This is a genomic window from Clostridium aromativorans, assembly GCF_020908015.1.
Taxonomy (GTDB): Bacteria; Bacillota; Clostridia; order Clostridiales; family Clostridiaceae; genus Clostridium_B; species Clostridium_B aromativorans.
Window position 1 is genome coordinate 1 of record NZ_JAJJPB010000015.1, and the last position, 14,498, is coordinate 14,498.

20 protein-coding genes are annotated in these 14,498 nt (G+C 32.2%); 13 read left to right on the forward strand and 7 right to left on the reverse strand.

The genetic code is table 11. From position 1 onward, the window contains the following. Positions 1–177: 177 nt before the first annotated feature. From LN736_RS11715 to LN736_RS11745, 7 genes are all read left to right on the forward strand, one after another. Positions 178–318 carry a hypothetical protein gene (locus LN736_RS11715; RefSeq protein ID WP_229981577.1) on the forward strand — a complete coding sequence of 47 codons (141 nt, stop codon included), beginning with the start codon at positions 178–180 and terminating at the stop codon, positions 316–318. A gap of 181 nt (positions 319–499) precedes the next feature. Beyond that, positions 500–838, forward strand: a complete 339-nt coding sequence (locus LN736_RS11720) for an ArsR/SmtB family transcription factor (RefSeq protein WP_326839084.1) — start codon at positions 500–502, stop codon at positions 836–838. Between the two features lie 25 nt (positions 839–863). Further along, positions 864–1,235 (forward strand): arsenite efflux transporter metallochaperone ArsD, encoded by a 372-nt coding sequence (gene arsD, locus LN736_RS11725; protein WP_229981578.1) that lies wholly within the window; start codon positions 864–866, stop codon positions 1,233–1,235. Then, positions 1,235–2,983, forward strand: a complete 1,749-nt coding sequence (arsA, locus tag LN736_RS11730; RefSeq protein WP_229981579.1) for an arsenical pump-driving ATPase — start codon at positions 1,235–1,237, stop codon at positions 2,981–2,983. Before arsD ends, arsA begins: the two co-directional genes overlap by 1 nt. 68 nt (positions 2,984–3,051) lie before the next feature. Next, the gene (gene arsB, locus LN736_RS11735; RefSeq protein WP_229981580.1) at positions 3,052–4,101 is read left to right on the forward strand and encodes an ACR3 family arsenite efflux transporter; all 1,050 of its coding nucleotides are present in this window, start codon (positions 3,052–3,054) and stop codon (positions 4,099–4,101) included. Positions 4,102–4,127: 26 nt separating this feature from the next. After that, the gene (locus LN736_RS11740; RefSeq protein ID WP_229981581.1) at positions 4,128–4,331 is read left to right on the forward strand and encodes a DUF4177 domain-containing protein; all 204 of its coding nucleotides are present in this window, start codon (positions 4,128–4,130) and stop codon (positions 4,329–4,331) included. Between the two features lie 28 nt (positions 4,332–4,359). Further along, a complete protein-coding gene (locus LN736_RS11745) occupies positions 4,360–4,770 on the forward strand; it encodes an arsenate reductase/protein-tyrosine-phosphatase family protein (protein WP_229981582.1) in 411 nt (136 codons plus the stop codon). Between the two features lie 33 nt (positions 4,771–4,803). Here LN736_RS11745 and LN736_RS11750 read toward each other — a convergent pair whose 3' ends face one another. Together LN736_RS11750 and LN736_RS11755 are read right to left on the reverse strand one after the other, a co-directional pair. Then, positions 4,804–5,574 carry an ABC transporter permease gene (locus tag LN736_RS11750; RefSeq protein WP_150356680.1) on the reverse strand — a complete coding sequence of 257 codons (771 nt, stop codon included), beginning with the start codon at positions 5,572–5,574 and terminating at the stop codon, positions 4,804–4,806. Further along, on the reverse strand, positions 5,571–6,227 hold the full coding sequence (locus tag LN736_RS11755) for an ABC transporter ATP-binding protein (protein WP_229981583.1): 657 nt from the start codon (positions 6,225–6,227) through the stop codon (positions 5,571–5,573). Before LN736_RS11755 ends, LN736_RS11750 begins: the two co-directional genes overlap by 4 nt. A gap of 149 nt (positions 6,228–6,376) precedes the next feature. On the opposite strand from LN736_RS11755, the gene LN736_RS11760 reads away from it, so the two are divergent. Continuing rightward, on the forward strand, positions 6,377–6,667 hold the full coding sequence (locus LN736_RS11760) for a DUF503 domain-containing protein (RefSeq protein WP_150356682.1): 291 nt from the start codon (positions 6,377–6,379) through the stop codon (positions 6,665–6,667). 226 nt (positions 6,668–6,893) lie between these two features. After that, entirely contained in the window at positions 6,894–7,385 is a 492-nt protein-coding gene (locus LN736_RS11765; RefSeq protein WP_150356683.1) for a GNAT family N-acetyltransferase, read from the forward strand. A gap of 276 nt (positions 7,386–7,661) precedes the next feature. Here the strand turns inward: LN736_RS11765 and LN736_RS18995 are convergent, their stop codons facing one another. Together LN736_RS18995 and LN736_RS11770 are read right to left on the reverse strand one after the other, a co-directional pair. Continuing rightward, complete coding sequence (locus tag LN736_RS18995; RefSeq protein ID WP_268253864.1) at positions 7,662–7,784, reverse strand: hypothetical protein; 123 nt, start codon at positions 7,782–7,784, stop codon at positions 7,662–7,664. 332 nt (positions 7,785–8,116) lie between these two features. Beyond that, positions 8,117–8,662, reverse strand: a complete 546-nt coding sequence (locus LN736_RS11770; RefSeq protein WP_150356684.1) for a helix-turn-helix domain-containing protein — start codon at positions 8,660–8,662, stop codon at positions 8,117–8,119. A 279-nt stretch (positions 8,663–8,941) separates the two neighbouring features. Between LN736_RS11770 and LN736_RS19220 the strand changes: the two genes are divergently transcribed. The 3 genes from LN736_RS19220 (at position 8,942) to LN736_RS11780 (ending at position 11,479) form a co-directional block, all read left to right on the forward strand. Continuing rightward, on the forward strand, positions 8,942–9,139 hold the full coding sequence (locus LN736_RS19220; protein ID WP_407647158.1) for a hypothetical protein: 198 nt from the start codon (positions 8,942–8,944) through the stop codon (positions 9,137–9,139). A 29-nt stretch (positions 9,140–9,168) separates the two neighbouring features. Next, a complete protein-coding gene (locus LN736_RS11775) occupies positions 9,169–10,320 on the forward strand; it encodes an amino acid permease (RefSeq protein WP_407647160.1) in 1,152 nt (383 codons plus the stop codon). Positions 10,321–10,402: 82 nt separating this feature from the next. Beyond that, on the forward strand, positions 10,403–11,479 hold the full coding sequence (locus LN736_RS11780) for a M24 family metallopeptidase (protein ID WP_150358583.1): 1,077 nt from the start codon (positions 10,403–10,405) through the stop codon (positions 11,477–11,479). A gap of 89 nt (positions 11,480–11,568) precedes the next feature. On the opposite strand, the gene LN736_RS11785 is transcribed toward LN736_RS11780, so the two are convergent. Together LN736_RS11785 and LN736_RS19130 are read right to left on the reverse strand one after the other, a co-directional pair. After that, the gene (locus LN736_RS11785) at positions 11,569–11,883 is read right to left on the reverse strand and encodes a rhodanese-like domain-containing protein (protein ID WP_150358584.1); all 315 of its coding nucleotides are present in this window, start codon (positions 11,881–11,883) and stop codon (positions 11,569–11,571) included. Between the two features lie 40 nt (positions 11,884–11,923). Then, on the reverse strand, positions 11,924–12,628 hold the full coding sequence (locus tag LN736_RS19130) for a DUF3298 and DUF4163 domain-containing protein (RefSeq protein WP_179977456.1): 705 nt from the start codon (positions 12,626–12,628) through the stop codon (positions 11,924–11,926). Positions 12,629–12,802: 174 nt separating this feature from the next. Here LN736_RS19130 and LN736_RS11795 point away from each other — a divergent pair, with 174 nt between their 5' ends. Further along, positions 12,803–13,654, forward strand: coding sequence for a YitT family protein (locus LN736_RS11795; RefSeq protein ID WP_229981584.1), 852 nt, complete (start codon positions 12,803–12,805; stop codon positions 13,652–13,654). A 28-nt stretch (positions 13,655–13,682) separates the two neighbouring features. On the opposite strand, the gene LN736_RS11800 is transcribed toward LN736_RS11795, so the two are convergent. After that, positions 13,683–14,426 (reverse strand): LysE family transporter, encoded by a 744-nt coding sequence (locus LN736_RS11800; RefSeq protein ID WP_229981585.1) that lies wholly within the window; start codon positions 14,424–14,426, stop codon positions 13,683–13,685. Positions 14,427–14,498: the final 72 nt, after the last annotated feature.

Here is a 14,498-nt window from a genome sequence, read left to right on the forward strand (position 1 = left end):
AGTAAAAATCTGCTGAAATTAGCCATATAATTTTGGTAATACACTGAGGTTGGTTCGACCTTTAGAGCTTAGGTAAACTTGTTCCGTTAGGGATATTGACTAAGAAGCCATCCACTTCTATAAGTGGTGGTAGTTCACAATAAGCATTGTGTAGTGTAAATTAGTGGAGGCTTAAAAATGAATTGTAAAATTGAAAAGATGACAGAAAAACAGTTGGAGAGTATCAATACAGGTAAAGCTGGATTTCAGATCGGATTACCTGCATGGCATGATGTGGTTTTGATGGAACACAGAAGTAAATCAGTTGGAATAAATTAGATGCATATAGTAAAAATTAACTTGATATTTATATAAATTAAGAACGAATAAAATATCCTAACATAGACTATTATATATATAATAGTCTATTGCTTTTATTTATTATAATAATTATATTGACATAATATAGATAATAGTCTATATTATATATAGATAATTATCTATATAAGGAGGTGACTTTATGAATTTGGATTATGAACCAAACGCAAAAATATTCAGGGCATTGTCAGATCAAAACAGGTTAAAAATTATTGACATACTTTCCTGCGGTGAAAAATGTGCCTGTGATTTACTGGAACATTTTGATTTTACACAGCCAACTCTATCACACCATATGAAAGTGCTTATGGACTGTAAACTTGTTAAGTGTAGAAAAGAAGGAGTCTGGAGTCACTATTCCTTGGATAATACTAATGCAAATAAGCTATTGCTGTTCTTGATGAATATTATAACAGACACTGAGGATTGTATCTGCAAAGGACATGGTGGTAGTGAATGTGAAACTGGCAATGAAGAATAAATTTATATTATAAGGAGAGATTTATATGAAAAAAATGATAATTTTTGATCCGGCAATGTGTTGTTCTACAGGAGTATGTGGACCTTCCATAGATCCGGAGTTGCTAAGAGTTTCTACTGTTATTAATACGCTTCAAAAAAAAGGTATATTGGTTGAAAGGTATAATTTGACCAGCAATCCTCAGATATTTGTAGACAATAAAACAATTAATGAGATATTGAATAAAGAAGGTACAGAAATACTTCCAGTAACTATGGTAGAGGGTGCAATAGTAAAGACAAAAGCATATCCAACAAATAAGGAATTTTGCGAATTACTGGGTATATCAGAAGATTATTTAAAAACCGGACTTAAGATAAAATCCAAAGGTTGTGATTGTGGAGGAGGGTGCTGTTGATGTTTAAAAAGTTTAATCCTGACAGTATACATTTAACTAAATATTTGTTTTTTACAGGTAAAGGCGGCGTAGGCAAGACTTCTGCTGCTTGCGCCACTGCTGTTGCCCTTGCAGATCAGGGAAAGAAAATCATGCTTATCAGTACAGATCCGGCTTCCAATTTGCAGGATGTGTTTGGCATGGATCTCGATAATAAGGGAGTTGAAATTAAAGAGGTACCAAATTTGATAGTAGCAAACCTCGATCCTGAAAAGGCGGCTGCAGAATATAGAGAAAGTGTAATAGCTCCATATAAAGATAAGCTTCCAGAAGCAGCTGTTAAAAATATGGAAGAACAGCTTTCAGGTTCTTGTACTGTGGAAATAGCTGCTTTCAATGAATTTTCAACTTTCATTACTGATGAAAAAATTGAAGAAAAATTTGATCATATAATTTTTGATACAGCTCCTACGGGGCATACACTGAGGATGCTTCAACTTCCTTCGGCCTGGAGCAATTTTATAGGAGAAAGCACTCATGGAGCTTCATGTTTAGGGCAGTTATCCGGGCTTGAAGATAAAAAATCATTATATAAAAATGCAGTTGAAACTCTATCAGATAAAGCAAAAACTACTCTTGTTCTTGTATCAAGACCCGAAATTACACCTCTTAAAGAAGCAGAAAGAGCATCTAGGGAATTAAGAGACATAGGTATAGATAATCAGATATTGATTATAAATGGCGTACTTGAAGTCCACGATGATAATATTTCAAATGCAATTTATTTAAAGCAGGAAAATGCCTTAAATGATATGCCTGAAAGTATAAAATCTATTGAAACTTATGAAATACCACTTAGGCCATATAATGTAACGGGAATTAAAAATATAAGAGCATTTTTAAAGAAAGATAATAGTGAATATAAGGTTACAGAACTGAATGTAAATAAAATAAATAAGATAAATAAGCTGAAAGATATAGTTGATGATCTATACAATAATGACAAAAAAGTAATATTTACTATGGGAAAAGGTGGAGTAGGTAAAACAACAGTTGCAGCTGCCATTGCCCTGGGACTTTCTAAAAAGGGTAAAAAGGTTCATTTAACTACTACTGATCCAGCAGCACATTTAAAATTTGTCCTAGACAAAAATTATGGCATTACATTAAGTCATATTGATGAAAAAGAAGAACTTGAAAAATATAAAACAGAAGTATTAAATAATGCCAGAAAAACTATGAATGAAAGCGACATGGCGTATATTGAAGAGGATTTAAGATCCCCATGTACACAGGAAATAGCTGTATTCAGGGCTTTTGCAGAAATAGTGGAAAAGTCTAAAGATGAGGTCGTAGTAATAGATACAGCACCTACAGGTCATACTCTGTTATTACTGGACTCTACGGAAAGCTATAATAGAGAAATTATGCGTTCGGAGGGCGATATACCTCAATCTGTCAAGGATCTTTTACCTGAACTCAAAAATGCCAATGATACAGAAGTCATTATTGTAACTTTGGCCGAGGATACTCCGGTCTACGAATCCATACGTCTTGAAGCGGATCTAGAACGTGCGGGAATTGCAAGTAAGTGGTGGATTGTAAATTCCAGCATGTATGCAGCTGATACTACAAATAGTGTACTCAAGGCTAAAGCAAGCAGTGAAATACCATGGATAAACAAAGTCAACGAAATTTCCGATGGGAATTTCGCATTGATAAAATGGAAAGCAGAAGAAATTAAAGATGAAAAATTATTTGATCTATAAATAGGGGTCTGACCCCCTACTAAAAAATGGTAAGGGGTCAGACCCCCTGGAAAACAGGAGGAATGTATATGAAAAGTAAATCATCCAGGTTGTCATTGCTTGATCGTTATTTAACGCTTTGGATATTTCTTGCTATGTTTATAGGAGTTATGCTTGGGTGGGGAGTGCCAGGTATATCAAGAGGACTATCCAGTTTGTCTGTTGGAACTACATCCATACCTATAGCTATAGGACTTATTGTAATGATGTACCCTCCACTTGCCAAAGTGAACTATAAAGAACTTGGCAAGGTATTTAGAAATCCCAAGGTATTATCCCTATCACTTATTCAAAACTGGGTAATAGGACCTATATTGATGTTTGCACTTGCAGTGATATTCTTACATGCTTATCCTGCATATATGACAGGCCTTATACTTATTGGACTTGCCAGGTGTATTGCAATGGTCATCATATGGAACAGCCTTGCAGATGGAGATACGGAATATGCAGCTGCACTTGTAGCGTTCAACTCCATATTCCAGGTTATATTTTATTCAATATATGCCTATATATTTATAACTGTAGTTCCGACCTGGTTTGGACTTACCGGTTATAGTGTAGATATTTCAATGGGGAAAATAGCTTCTTCCGTTGTAGTTTACCTTGGTATTCCTTTTGCACTTGGGATGCTAACCAGATTGCTGTTGGAACCTAAAATGGGTACAGAATGGTATACAAAAAAATTTATTCCTAAAATAAGTCCACTGGCTCTGATAGCATTATTATTTACTATTGTTGTAATGTTTACTTTTAAAGGAAAGTATATTATAGAATTGCCTTTGGATGTAATTAGAATTGCCATACCACTTGTAATCTACTTTGCAGTTATGTTTTCAGTTTCATTTTTTATAAGTTACAAATCGGGTATAGACTATAAAAAGACAGCTACACTTTCATTTACAGCTGCAAGTAATAATTTTGAACTTGCTATAGCTGTGGCAGTTGCTGTATTTGGTATAGAATCTAAGGAAGCTTTTACAGCAGTAATAGGGCCATTGATTGAAGTTCCTGTAATGATAGGGCTTGTAAATGTAGCATTGCACTGGGGAAAAAAGTATTTTGCATTAAATAGATAGAAATTTTTTAAGGGGGTATTGTTAATATGGAATGGAAATATAAAGTATTTACGGTTGACCATTTTTTAAGTTCACAAGAAAATTTAAGTATAGAAGAATTGTTAAATAACTATGGAAAAGACGGATGGGAGTTAGTGGGAACTTTACAAAATTCTTATAAAACATTGGGAAAACCATCTAAACTAGATAGTGATTTAATAGTGTTTAAAAGATCAGAATATAACTCATAATATAAAAATTTAATATAGGAGGAAAAAGATGAAACCAAAAGTTGCTTTTATATGTGTCCATAATTCATGCAGATCACAGATAGCTGAGGCAATAGGAAGATTATATGGAAGTGAGGTATTTGATTCATATTCAGCTGGAACAGAGATTAAATCCGGAATAAATAAAGATGCAGTTAGAACAATTAAAAAATTATACAATGTCGATATAAATCAAATTCAACATGTAAAGCTGATTGATGATTTACCCCAAATTGATATAGTGGTAAAAATGGGCTGTAATGTTGCATGCCCATTCTTACCATCCAAATATGAAGAGGACTGGGGACTTGAAGATCCTACAGGGAAAAGCGACGAGGAATTTATTAAAACAGCTAAGACCATTGAAGAAAAAATTAAAGATTTAGCTAAAAGAATTGAAAATAAAGAAATTAAACTATAAGCTGTAAAGTGTTAATCCAAGAAAAATCTATTACTATTTTTCCTGGATTAATTGCTTCCTGTCATTAAAAAATTTCTTATAGCTTAAATAACAGGCTGTAAAAGAAGATATGGAAGTGGCGGAAAGCAGCATAAAGGTGACTATTATCTGATATTTGACGGCATTTATAGGTGAAGTACCTGCCAGAATAAGCCCGGTCATCATACCGGGTAGTGCCACTATTCCCAGAGTCTTGGCTGAATCGATAGTAGGCATCATTCCAACTTTAATGGAGTCTTTTATTATATTTATGGATGATTGGTAGATGTCTGCTCCTAGTGATAATTTTGCTTCAACTTCAGCCCTTTTATCTTTGAAGTTTAATTTCATCTGTTTAAAACTCAATCCCAGGCTTATCATTGAGTTGCTGATGATCATCCCGCCGATGGGTATTACCTGATAAGGTTCATATCTTATAATTCTCAAAAACACAAGAATTGCCAGGGTGATTGATGTTCCAAGAATTATTGATATAAAAGATATAAAGAAAACATTTTTAATTTTGCTTCCTCTTTTGGATGCATTGTATGCAGCATTTATAATCATAAATATCAGTAAAAATGTAGTGAAAAATGCATTTTTTAATCCAAATATATAATTCAACAAGTATCCTACAATAATCAATTGTATTACAGCCCTTGCCACACTTATAATTATATCCTTTTCGAGATTCAATTTTTGTGAATATGAAAAAATAAGAGAGATCAGCACGAGCAGTAGGGAAAATAAAATAGAATAAATACTTATATCTGCAGCTCCAGTCATTTTATAACCTCCAAAGATTTAAATTTTCCACTTTCAATTGATAAAATCTTATTTGCATATTTTTTACTCTGTTCTGAATTGTGTGTTATCCATAAAATAGTGGTTCCGCTGTTATTTAAAGATCTGATTACGTTTTCCACGATTAGAGTGTTTTTTTCATCAAGTGCAGATGTTATCTCATCTAGGAGAAGAATTTCAGGATTAAAGATTAAAGTTCTTATTAGTGCAATTCTCTGCTTTTCTCCACCTGAAAGATTATCTATAGTTCTTGGTAAATACTCGCAACTCATTTTAAAATCATTCAGAAGTTTCTTTATTGTCGATAAATCCACTTTTTTATTTCGTATGAAAAATGGAAAATTTAAATTATCCATGACAGTGTTCCCGAAAAGAGAGGGAGTTTGAAAGCAGTAAGATATCTGTCTCCTCCATTCTATGGGGTTATATTCAGTGTAGGGTATGTCCTTATAAAATATATTTCCATCAGTGGGGCTTGTAAGTTGAGAGCACAGCCTAAAGAAGGTGCTTTTGCCGCTGCCTGATGGACCAACTACAGATATAAAATCCTTTTGATTGATTTTTAAAGATAAATTTTTTAATATGTACTTGCCATTGCTCATGTATGATACATTTCTAAATTCCAATAAGGGCATAAAAAATCTCCTCCATATATATAATATAATTGTATTATATATCGTTGACATTAAAAATTGATTAAATTTAATGTTATATATATTTTTGCAGATGATAGATGTTGTATTATAATTTATAATACAACATTAAAAAAAGATGGTGATAAATATTGAAAATTTTATTTATGAGAGTTAAATTAAGAGCATCCTGGGTACATTCACTGAAGGAAAAGAGAATGATCGTAAGAAGCATAGTCCAAAAGTTAAAAAATAAGTTTAATGTATCGGTATCGGAAATAGACGACAGGGATATACACCAGATAATAGTTATAGGCATTGTGGGAATATGCGGAAATTCATCACATACTGATTATATAATGGAAAATATTATAGATTTTATAGAAATCCATACTGATGCTGAATTAATTGACATTACAAAAGAAAATGTTATGAATATTTAGCATTTTTAATTTCATTAATTGCTCTAAATCTCCAAAATTATTTATGATCAATTTAAACATATCAGCATATTATGTGCTATAATATCTTATATAAGTTTTGTTAACTACAGGGTATTTATCTTATATTATATTAGAACGAGGCTGACTTTTTTAATTTCATTCCCCTAACTGGTGAAATTATAAAGTTGGCTTCATGAATTTTTATAGAATTAAAGGGGCTACCAACATGAATATTTTTAAAGAGAAAAATCATGAAATTAAATTTAAAATGGCAGAAGACAAATTGGATTTAGAAGAAGTAAAAAAATTGTTTTTAGATTATGCAGGTTCCTTGAACATAGATCTTGATTTTCAGGGATTTCAGACAGAAGTGAATACGTTACCTGGAAAATATAGTTCACCAGATGGCATAATTATACTGGCCTCGGTAGATGGGAAAAGCGCAGGATGTGTAGCTCTTAGAAAAATATTGGGGGATATTTGCGAAATGAAAAGATTTTATGTTCGTGATAATTACAGAGGGATGGGTATAGGAAGAAAACTTATAGATATAGCAATTGAAAAAGCTAAAGATATGAATTATAAATACATAAGACTCGATACACTTGTAACTATGAAAAGTGCACAGCACCTGTATTTATCCTCAGGGTTTTATGATATTCCAGCTTATACCTATAATCCGTTTAAAGATGCAAGATTTATGGAGTTGAAACTGTAATAGCAGTTTAATTAAATCAAGATTTCTTGAATTTATGGCGAAAAATAATTATACGAATAGAATAATTTATATAAGTAGAATATGTATAGGGGAAAATGAAGTCTTATGTAAGATCCTATAAAATACCACTCTTTATTTCCTATGAAATATAGGAAAAACAGTGGAAAATTTATAGGCTATTCTTATTGGGAGCTTTTAAAAGAGAATTACTGATGGGAAAGTAACAATATCACGGATATCACATAGTGACTGATGAGAATTGAAAATTATAATTCTTTACTTTAAATGCTTTTTATTTTTCTTATGTGACTGAGTATTTTTTTCAATTATATCCAGAGATTCACATAGACATTCTTCCATAACATCAGGTGTTATCAGTATAGATTTCTTATTTTCCATTTTATCACCTCCTCATATTATTCTATTGTACATCTTTTACATATGGATGTCAATATATGCGTAAACTTTAATTTCTATTTGCTATCAATTGTGTATTGTGAATTGAATAAAGATCCCCTTTTAAAAAAAATATGTTATAATTTTATTAATGAGGAGGATATTTGTAATGAAGGGATTAATTATAGTTTTAGGAATAGTGATTACAACAATATTTATACGGGGATTAGTAAAAGGGAGAAATGAAAAAAGTCGTAAAGATGATTCACAGTTATAAAAAGCACTTACTTTTATTGGTGAGTGCTTTTTTATACTTAAAATAAAGAACTGATATTTTAGAAAATTAATGGAGTTATTACGCAAATCAGTTTTGTGGCCTGCTTCATAGGATTTCTCCATGAATGTATTATAGTTGAAGGATACTGTATACAATTACCTGCTTCTACGAAATATTCTTTACCATCTAAAGTTACGATAAGGCCGCCCTCCAGTACATATACAAATTCTTCACCCGGATGATTGAATCTGCTTCCATGGGGCTGCTCGGGAGGTATTATTACCAGCATGGATTCAAGGCTTCTTGAGGAAAAGTTACCGCTTATTCTTATAAATTCTGAATTGGAACCTTCCATTTTAAATAATTTTTGTTCATTTATTTTAACTAGAAAATTATGAGTTTCAGGAGCTTTAAAAAAGTAACTTATATTGACATTAAGGGCATCTGCAATTTTTTTTAGAGAAGTAATTGCAAGAGAGGAAGAACCGTTTTCTATTTGGGACAAAAAACTCACTGAAAGACCAGTTTTTTGACTTAGATCTTTTAAAGTAAAATTATTTTTCTTTCTTAAATTACGAATTTTTTTAGCTATTTCACCAATCATTGTTTTCCTCCATTGTAGTGTATTTAGAAATTTTATAATCTTAAATAATCACATTATTTTACTTCAATTATAATATCATAATAGAAAATTATTTTCAAATAATAAGCATCCGTAGTATCAGAAGTTTTAAAGTAGTATAATTTAGTTTATTACAGTATATATAAAAAAATTACTATATAATTAAAAAATATATGTACATATCGAAAAAAGTATGGTAATATTGTATTGTAATTTTCAGATTATTAAATTATTATTTACTGTACTAAAGGAGGACAAAAAATGAAAAACAAAATCGGATTATGGGATTTAGTTTTTATGAATGTGTCGGCACTTTTTGGAATAAGGTGGATTGCCAAATCTACGGCATCTAGTTTCGGGCTGGGCTTAGGTGCAATCCCGGTATGGGTGATTTTTACTTTTATTTTCTTTGTACCAATTGCCCTTATCTGTGCCGAACTTGCAGCAACGAATGGGTAAAGGAAGCCTATGGAGACAAGCAGGGTTTTATGGTATCCTGGTTGAATTGGACGGCAAAGATATTCTGGTATACTTCTTTTTTAACATTTTTAATGGTAAACGTATCCTATGCAATAGGACAACCTGCTCTGGCAGAAAATAAAATATTTGTAATGGCAGCATCCCTGGTTATTTTCTGGATCTTATCAGTAATAAGTACAAAGGGTATGGCTTTTGGAAAGATATTTACGAATATTGGAGCACTGGGGTCAACTGTTCCTACAATACTGTTGATTGCCATGGCATTCATATCTGTTCTCATATTTGGACATAAACCTGCATCTGTTTACACAGTTCAGACAATGATGCCCAAAATGGACGTGAATTCATTTGCTGCTATTTCTTCTGTGATGTTTGCTCTTGCTGGCGCTGAAACTACAGCTAATTTTGTGACGGAAATGGATAATCCAAAGAAAAATTTCCCCAAAGCTATACTGATTGCTGCGGCTTTTGTGGCAGGTCTTTATGTTCTGGGTTCAATTGCAATAACCCTTATTCTTCCTACGGATAAGATAACTGCTTCCCAGGGTGTACTTGTAGCACTTTCACAGGTTGCAGCCAATCTTGGAATTGGAAGCTGGTTCATAAAGCTCGTTGCACTTGGAATATCCCTTTCAATTCTTGGAGCTATAATACTCTATATTGCTTCGCCAATAAAGATGCTTTTCGGAAGCGTCAATAAGGGGATATTTTCCAAATCATTTACTGAAGTCAATGAACACAACATACCCACAAAGGCAGTTTATTTGCAGGCAGTCATAGTGACAGTGATATTGCTTGCTACATCTCTGCTGCCTTCAGTCGATACTATATATAACGTACTTGTCACCATGACTGCGCTTACTGCGTTATTTCCCTATGTACTGCTGCTTACTTCATATATTAGACTCAGAAAGACAAGACCTAATGAAGAAAGACCTTATGAAATCTCTAAGAAAAACAGCATGGCAGTCAATATAGCATATGTAGTTCTAGTAGTGGTATCATTGGGTATTGTCCTATCGGCGACACCGGTTATGCCGAGCCTGAAGGAAAATGTAATATATGAAGTTGAAATGATAGGTGGGGCGCTGATTGTAATATTTAGCGGAATTGCCATCTGGAATAACTTTGTAAAAAGGACTGGATTTAAACAGGGTTAGTTTAATAGTGAAAGTTGAAATTTAATCTTCTATTGAATATAGAAAATTAAAAATAATAATTTAACCTAGGAGTGGATTTACAATGATACAAGAAAGACTTAAAAAAGTTTTAAAGCTCATGGAGGAAGAAAAATTACCTCAGATGATAATTTCAGATCCATCTGCTATATTCTACCTTACAGGAAAGTGGATTTTGCCTGGCGAGAGGATGTTGGTACTCTATGTAAACTTAAAGGGAAACAACAGATTATTTGTAAATGAATTGTTTCCTATAAGTGAAGATTTAGGAGTAGATATTATATACTATAATGATGTTCAGAAGCCTGTAGAAATTCTTTCAAAATATGTTGAAAAAGATAAACCTATGGGTATCGATAAAAATTGGGCTTCACATTTTTTGATCAAATTAATGGAATTGAAAGCTGGAAGTGCGTTTGTAAATGCTTCAGAAATTATTGACAGGGTGAGAATGTGTAAAGATGAAAAAGAAAAGGAATTGATGAGAAATTCTTCCAAGTTAAATGATATTGCTATAGACAGGATGATTAAGCTTATTCCAAAAAAGTATTCTGAAAAGAAAATGGGGAAAATACTTTCTGATATATGGGAAGAGCTGGGAGCAGAAGGTCATTCCTTTGATCCAATTGTAGGCTATGGCGCAAATGCAGCAGATCCACACCATGTAATGGATGATTCAACTGTAAAAGAAGGAGACAGTGTAGTCATTGATATTGGCTGTAAAAAAGATTCCTATTGTTCAGATATGACTAGAACTGTTTTCTATAAATATGCACCAGAACACAGTAGAGAAGTTTACAATATAGTTTTAGAGGCAAATAAGAGGGGAATAGAAAAAGCTAAAGCAGGAGTCAGGTTTTGCGATATAGATGCTGCAGCTAGAGATTATATAACAGAAAAAGGCTACGGAAAATATTTCACCCATAGATTAGGACATTCTATAGGAATAGAGGATCATGATTTCGGGGATGTTTCTTCAGCTAATACCGACGTGGTTCAGCCGGGACAGATTTTTTCCATTGAGCCTGGTATCTATATACCGGGAGAAGTGGGAGTGAGAATAGAGGATTTGGTAATTGCCAATGAAGATGGCTGTGAAGTATTAAATCATTATCCGAAAGATTTGATGATAGTAGAATAGTATTTTAAAGAATTTAATACAGTTAAGAAATTTTAGGGAAATTAAGCTGCTCTTATTGACATACAACTTAATTTCCCTTTTTAATGAAATCAACGTTTAAGTCTATGATGCCAGTTTTCAATTCCACCTAAATTGTAAATTTTTTTGAATCCCATTTTTTTTAGTATATGAGAGGCTTTTGCAGATTTTATACCACATTTGCAATACACTACAATGGAAGAATTCAAATCTGGTTTTATTTTTTTTATGGTATCTTTAAAATTCTCAATGGGGATATTTTTGCTACTGTCTATATGTCCTTTGTGGAATTCCCTATGGGTTCTAACGTCAATTAGAAGTGGAGGAAATTTGCTTTCAAGCATCTTTCTCAATTCTCTGCCGGATATTTTTCTTATATGTGACATTATGGCTATCCCTCTTTTTACATGTAAACTCCACCTGAACCTAAGGATCAGTCGATCTAGTAAGCCTAGCTATGGGACCTGTGGGGCTTATAATATTGGTTATTTTATTGTATGGGATTTCTATTTTGAAAAGCCCGTATACATAAGGTGTGTATTCGTAAATTTGATAATACAATACAAGATTTTCAGGAGTTAGATAATACTGTTGATCTTCTGTTATGCCTTTATATTCACTTATTAAATCAATATTATTTTCTTTAATATACTGCATTGCCAGATCGTTTAAAACTTTAGTATAATATACTTTAGGATTAAATAGATCACTAAACTCATATACCTGTCCTGTTTCAGTGTTAGCTGTTATAGAAGAGTATTTTGTATATCCGTGGGCAGCATGGTTTATATAAGTACCCATATTAAAAAGTATACTGAGAATATTTTTTTGATTTAGCGTTACTTCATAGTTTCCAAGTATATCATGAAAGTCGACAATTTCAGGAAGCAGAACTTGACTCCTAAAGAGTTTGCTTACTTCATCTGCAATAAGATTATTGATTTTTGTAAGGGATTCTATTTCTTTTTCATTTGATATTACTGGATAATTTATGCTAAAATTAATAGGTGATAATTTTTGCTCGCTTAATTTTACAGAATCGGTATCTGTATCATTTCTATAGAATTTTAAACAATTTTCGTCAATATTAAATGTATAATTGGAGTCATCAGGGTAATTAAAATAAAGCACTTTAAAATCTCCTCATGCTATTACTTTTCATAATATTTTATTCTGAATGCTCTTTTAATGTGTCAATTATTTTACTAAACCTAAAATAATATGCAATATAATCTATTGCAGTGGAGATTAAAAATGGGAAAAATCAGCTGTATAGAGTTAAGTTATTGATTATGGAGAAATAATATGAAAAATGTAAAAAGTATTATATTGAGAATACTGATAATTATTATAGGAAATGTCGTATATTCCATTGGAGTCAATATGTTTATCATACCCCATAAATTTTTAAGCGGTGGAGTATCGGGTGTTGCAATTATATTTCAATATTTAACGGGAATACCTTCAGGGTATTTTGTTATAGCAATAAACATTCCCATATTTATGGTAGGATTTAAAACCGTGGATAGGAGGTTTGGAATTTTTAGCTTTATAGGCATGGCAGCCATGTCTTTGTCTTTAATTTTTACCAGGACAGTGCACAATTTTTATTATCTGCCGGATCCACTTCTATCGGCATTGTGCAGTGGAATGCTTACGGGAGTTGGGGCTGGAATTGTATTCAAATGCAGAGCATCTCAAGGTGGCACAGATATAATAGCGGTGGCAGTAAAGAAGAAATATGGAATTTCCATAGGAAGAATTGGATTTGGGATCAATGCGGTGATAGTGTCAATAGGTATGATTATAGGGAATTTGCCTATTGCCCTATATACATTGATATCCATGTATATGTATTCTGTAGTAGTTGACAAGATGATTGAGGGATTTGATAGGGGAAAAATAATGTTTATAGTGACTAGTAATACTGAGGATGTAGAAAAAGCTATAGTAGAAAAACTTGGAAGGGGAGTTACTTACCTTTATGGCGAAGGAGCATATACTGGAACTCAAAAAAAGATCATATATTCCATAATGAATTCCAGACAAGTAGAAGAGGCCAAAAGATTTATCCATAATTTAGATGCTAACGCAGTTATGTCTATTATGGATGCAAGTGAAGTGAGAGGAAGGGGTTTTAAATCCAAAATTTTTTGAAAACAATATGGAATAAAAAGATAGCTTTCTATTTATATTTATAGAAAGGTATTCTGGATTTGATGTTAAAAAATAATTTAAGTAATTTTGAATTTAATAGTGTGAGTTTTCTAAGGCTAAAATGGTTAAAAGCACTTAAAAATATTACTACTCCTCCCAATATTATTACGGAATTTAATATTCTATTTATAAGTGATTTGTTTTTCATTTTAAGTTTAGTTGTGAATTTACCTGCTGTAAAAACTAGCACAAACCACCAAATCATGCTCCCTGTAAATACACCTAGAATTAAAAAAGGTTTATTCATGGGGCTTATTTTTAAATTTGATAAATGCAGTCCTGTAAATATAACTATGAACGCAAAAATAGTAGTCGGATTTGCCAGAGATATTAAAAATGTAGAAGTAAATGCCCTGAATAATAAGTGATGATATGCTGAAGTATTTTTTTTATTAATTTCTTCTATGTTTTTATTTAAAACACTATTTTGCTTCTTATGTACGAAAGGATAAGCACCGAAACAAATTAATATGAGTCCTCCTAGAATACGAAGATATTCTTCGTGTAACACAATAAATCTTTCAATCAACATGAAACCCATGACAGCGAGATAGGCGTAAATACTATCTGTAAATGCTGATCCAAGTCCAGAAATTAAACCATATCTACGTCCAAAAGTCAGGGTATTTTTAAGACATAGAGCTCCGATGGGCCCTAAGGGCATACCTGTTATCAATCCTATAAGTATTCCTTTAAATAAATTTGTCAACATAAAATTTATCGCTTCCCATAATATATTTGAAATTAAAATATTTATATCATTATCCGCATGTTATTATTTTAT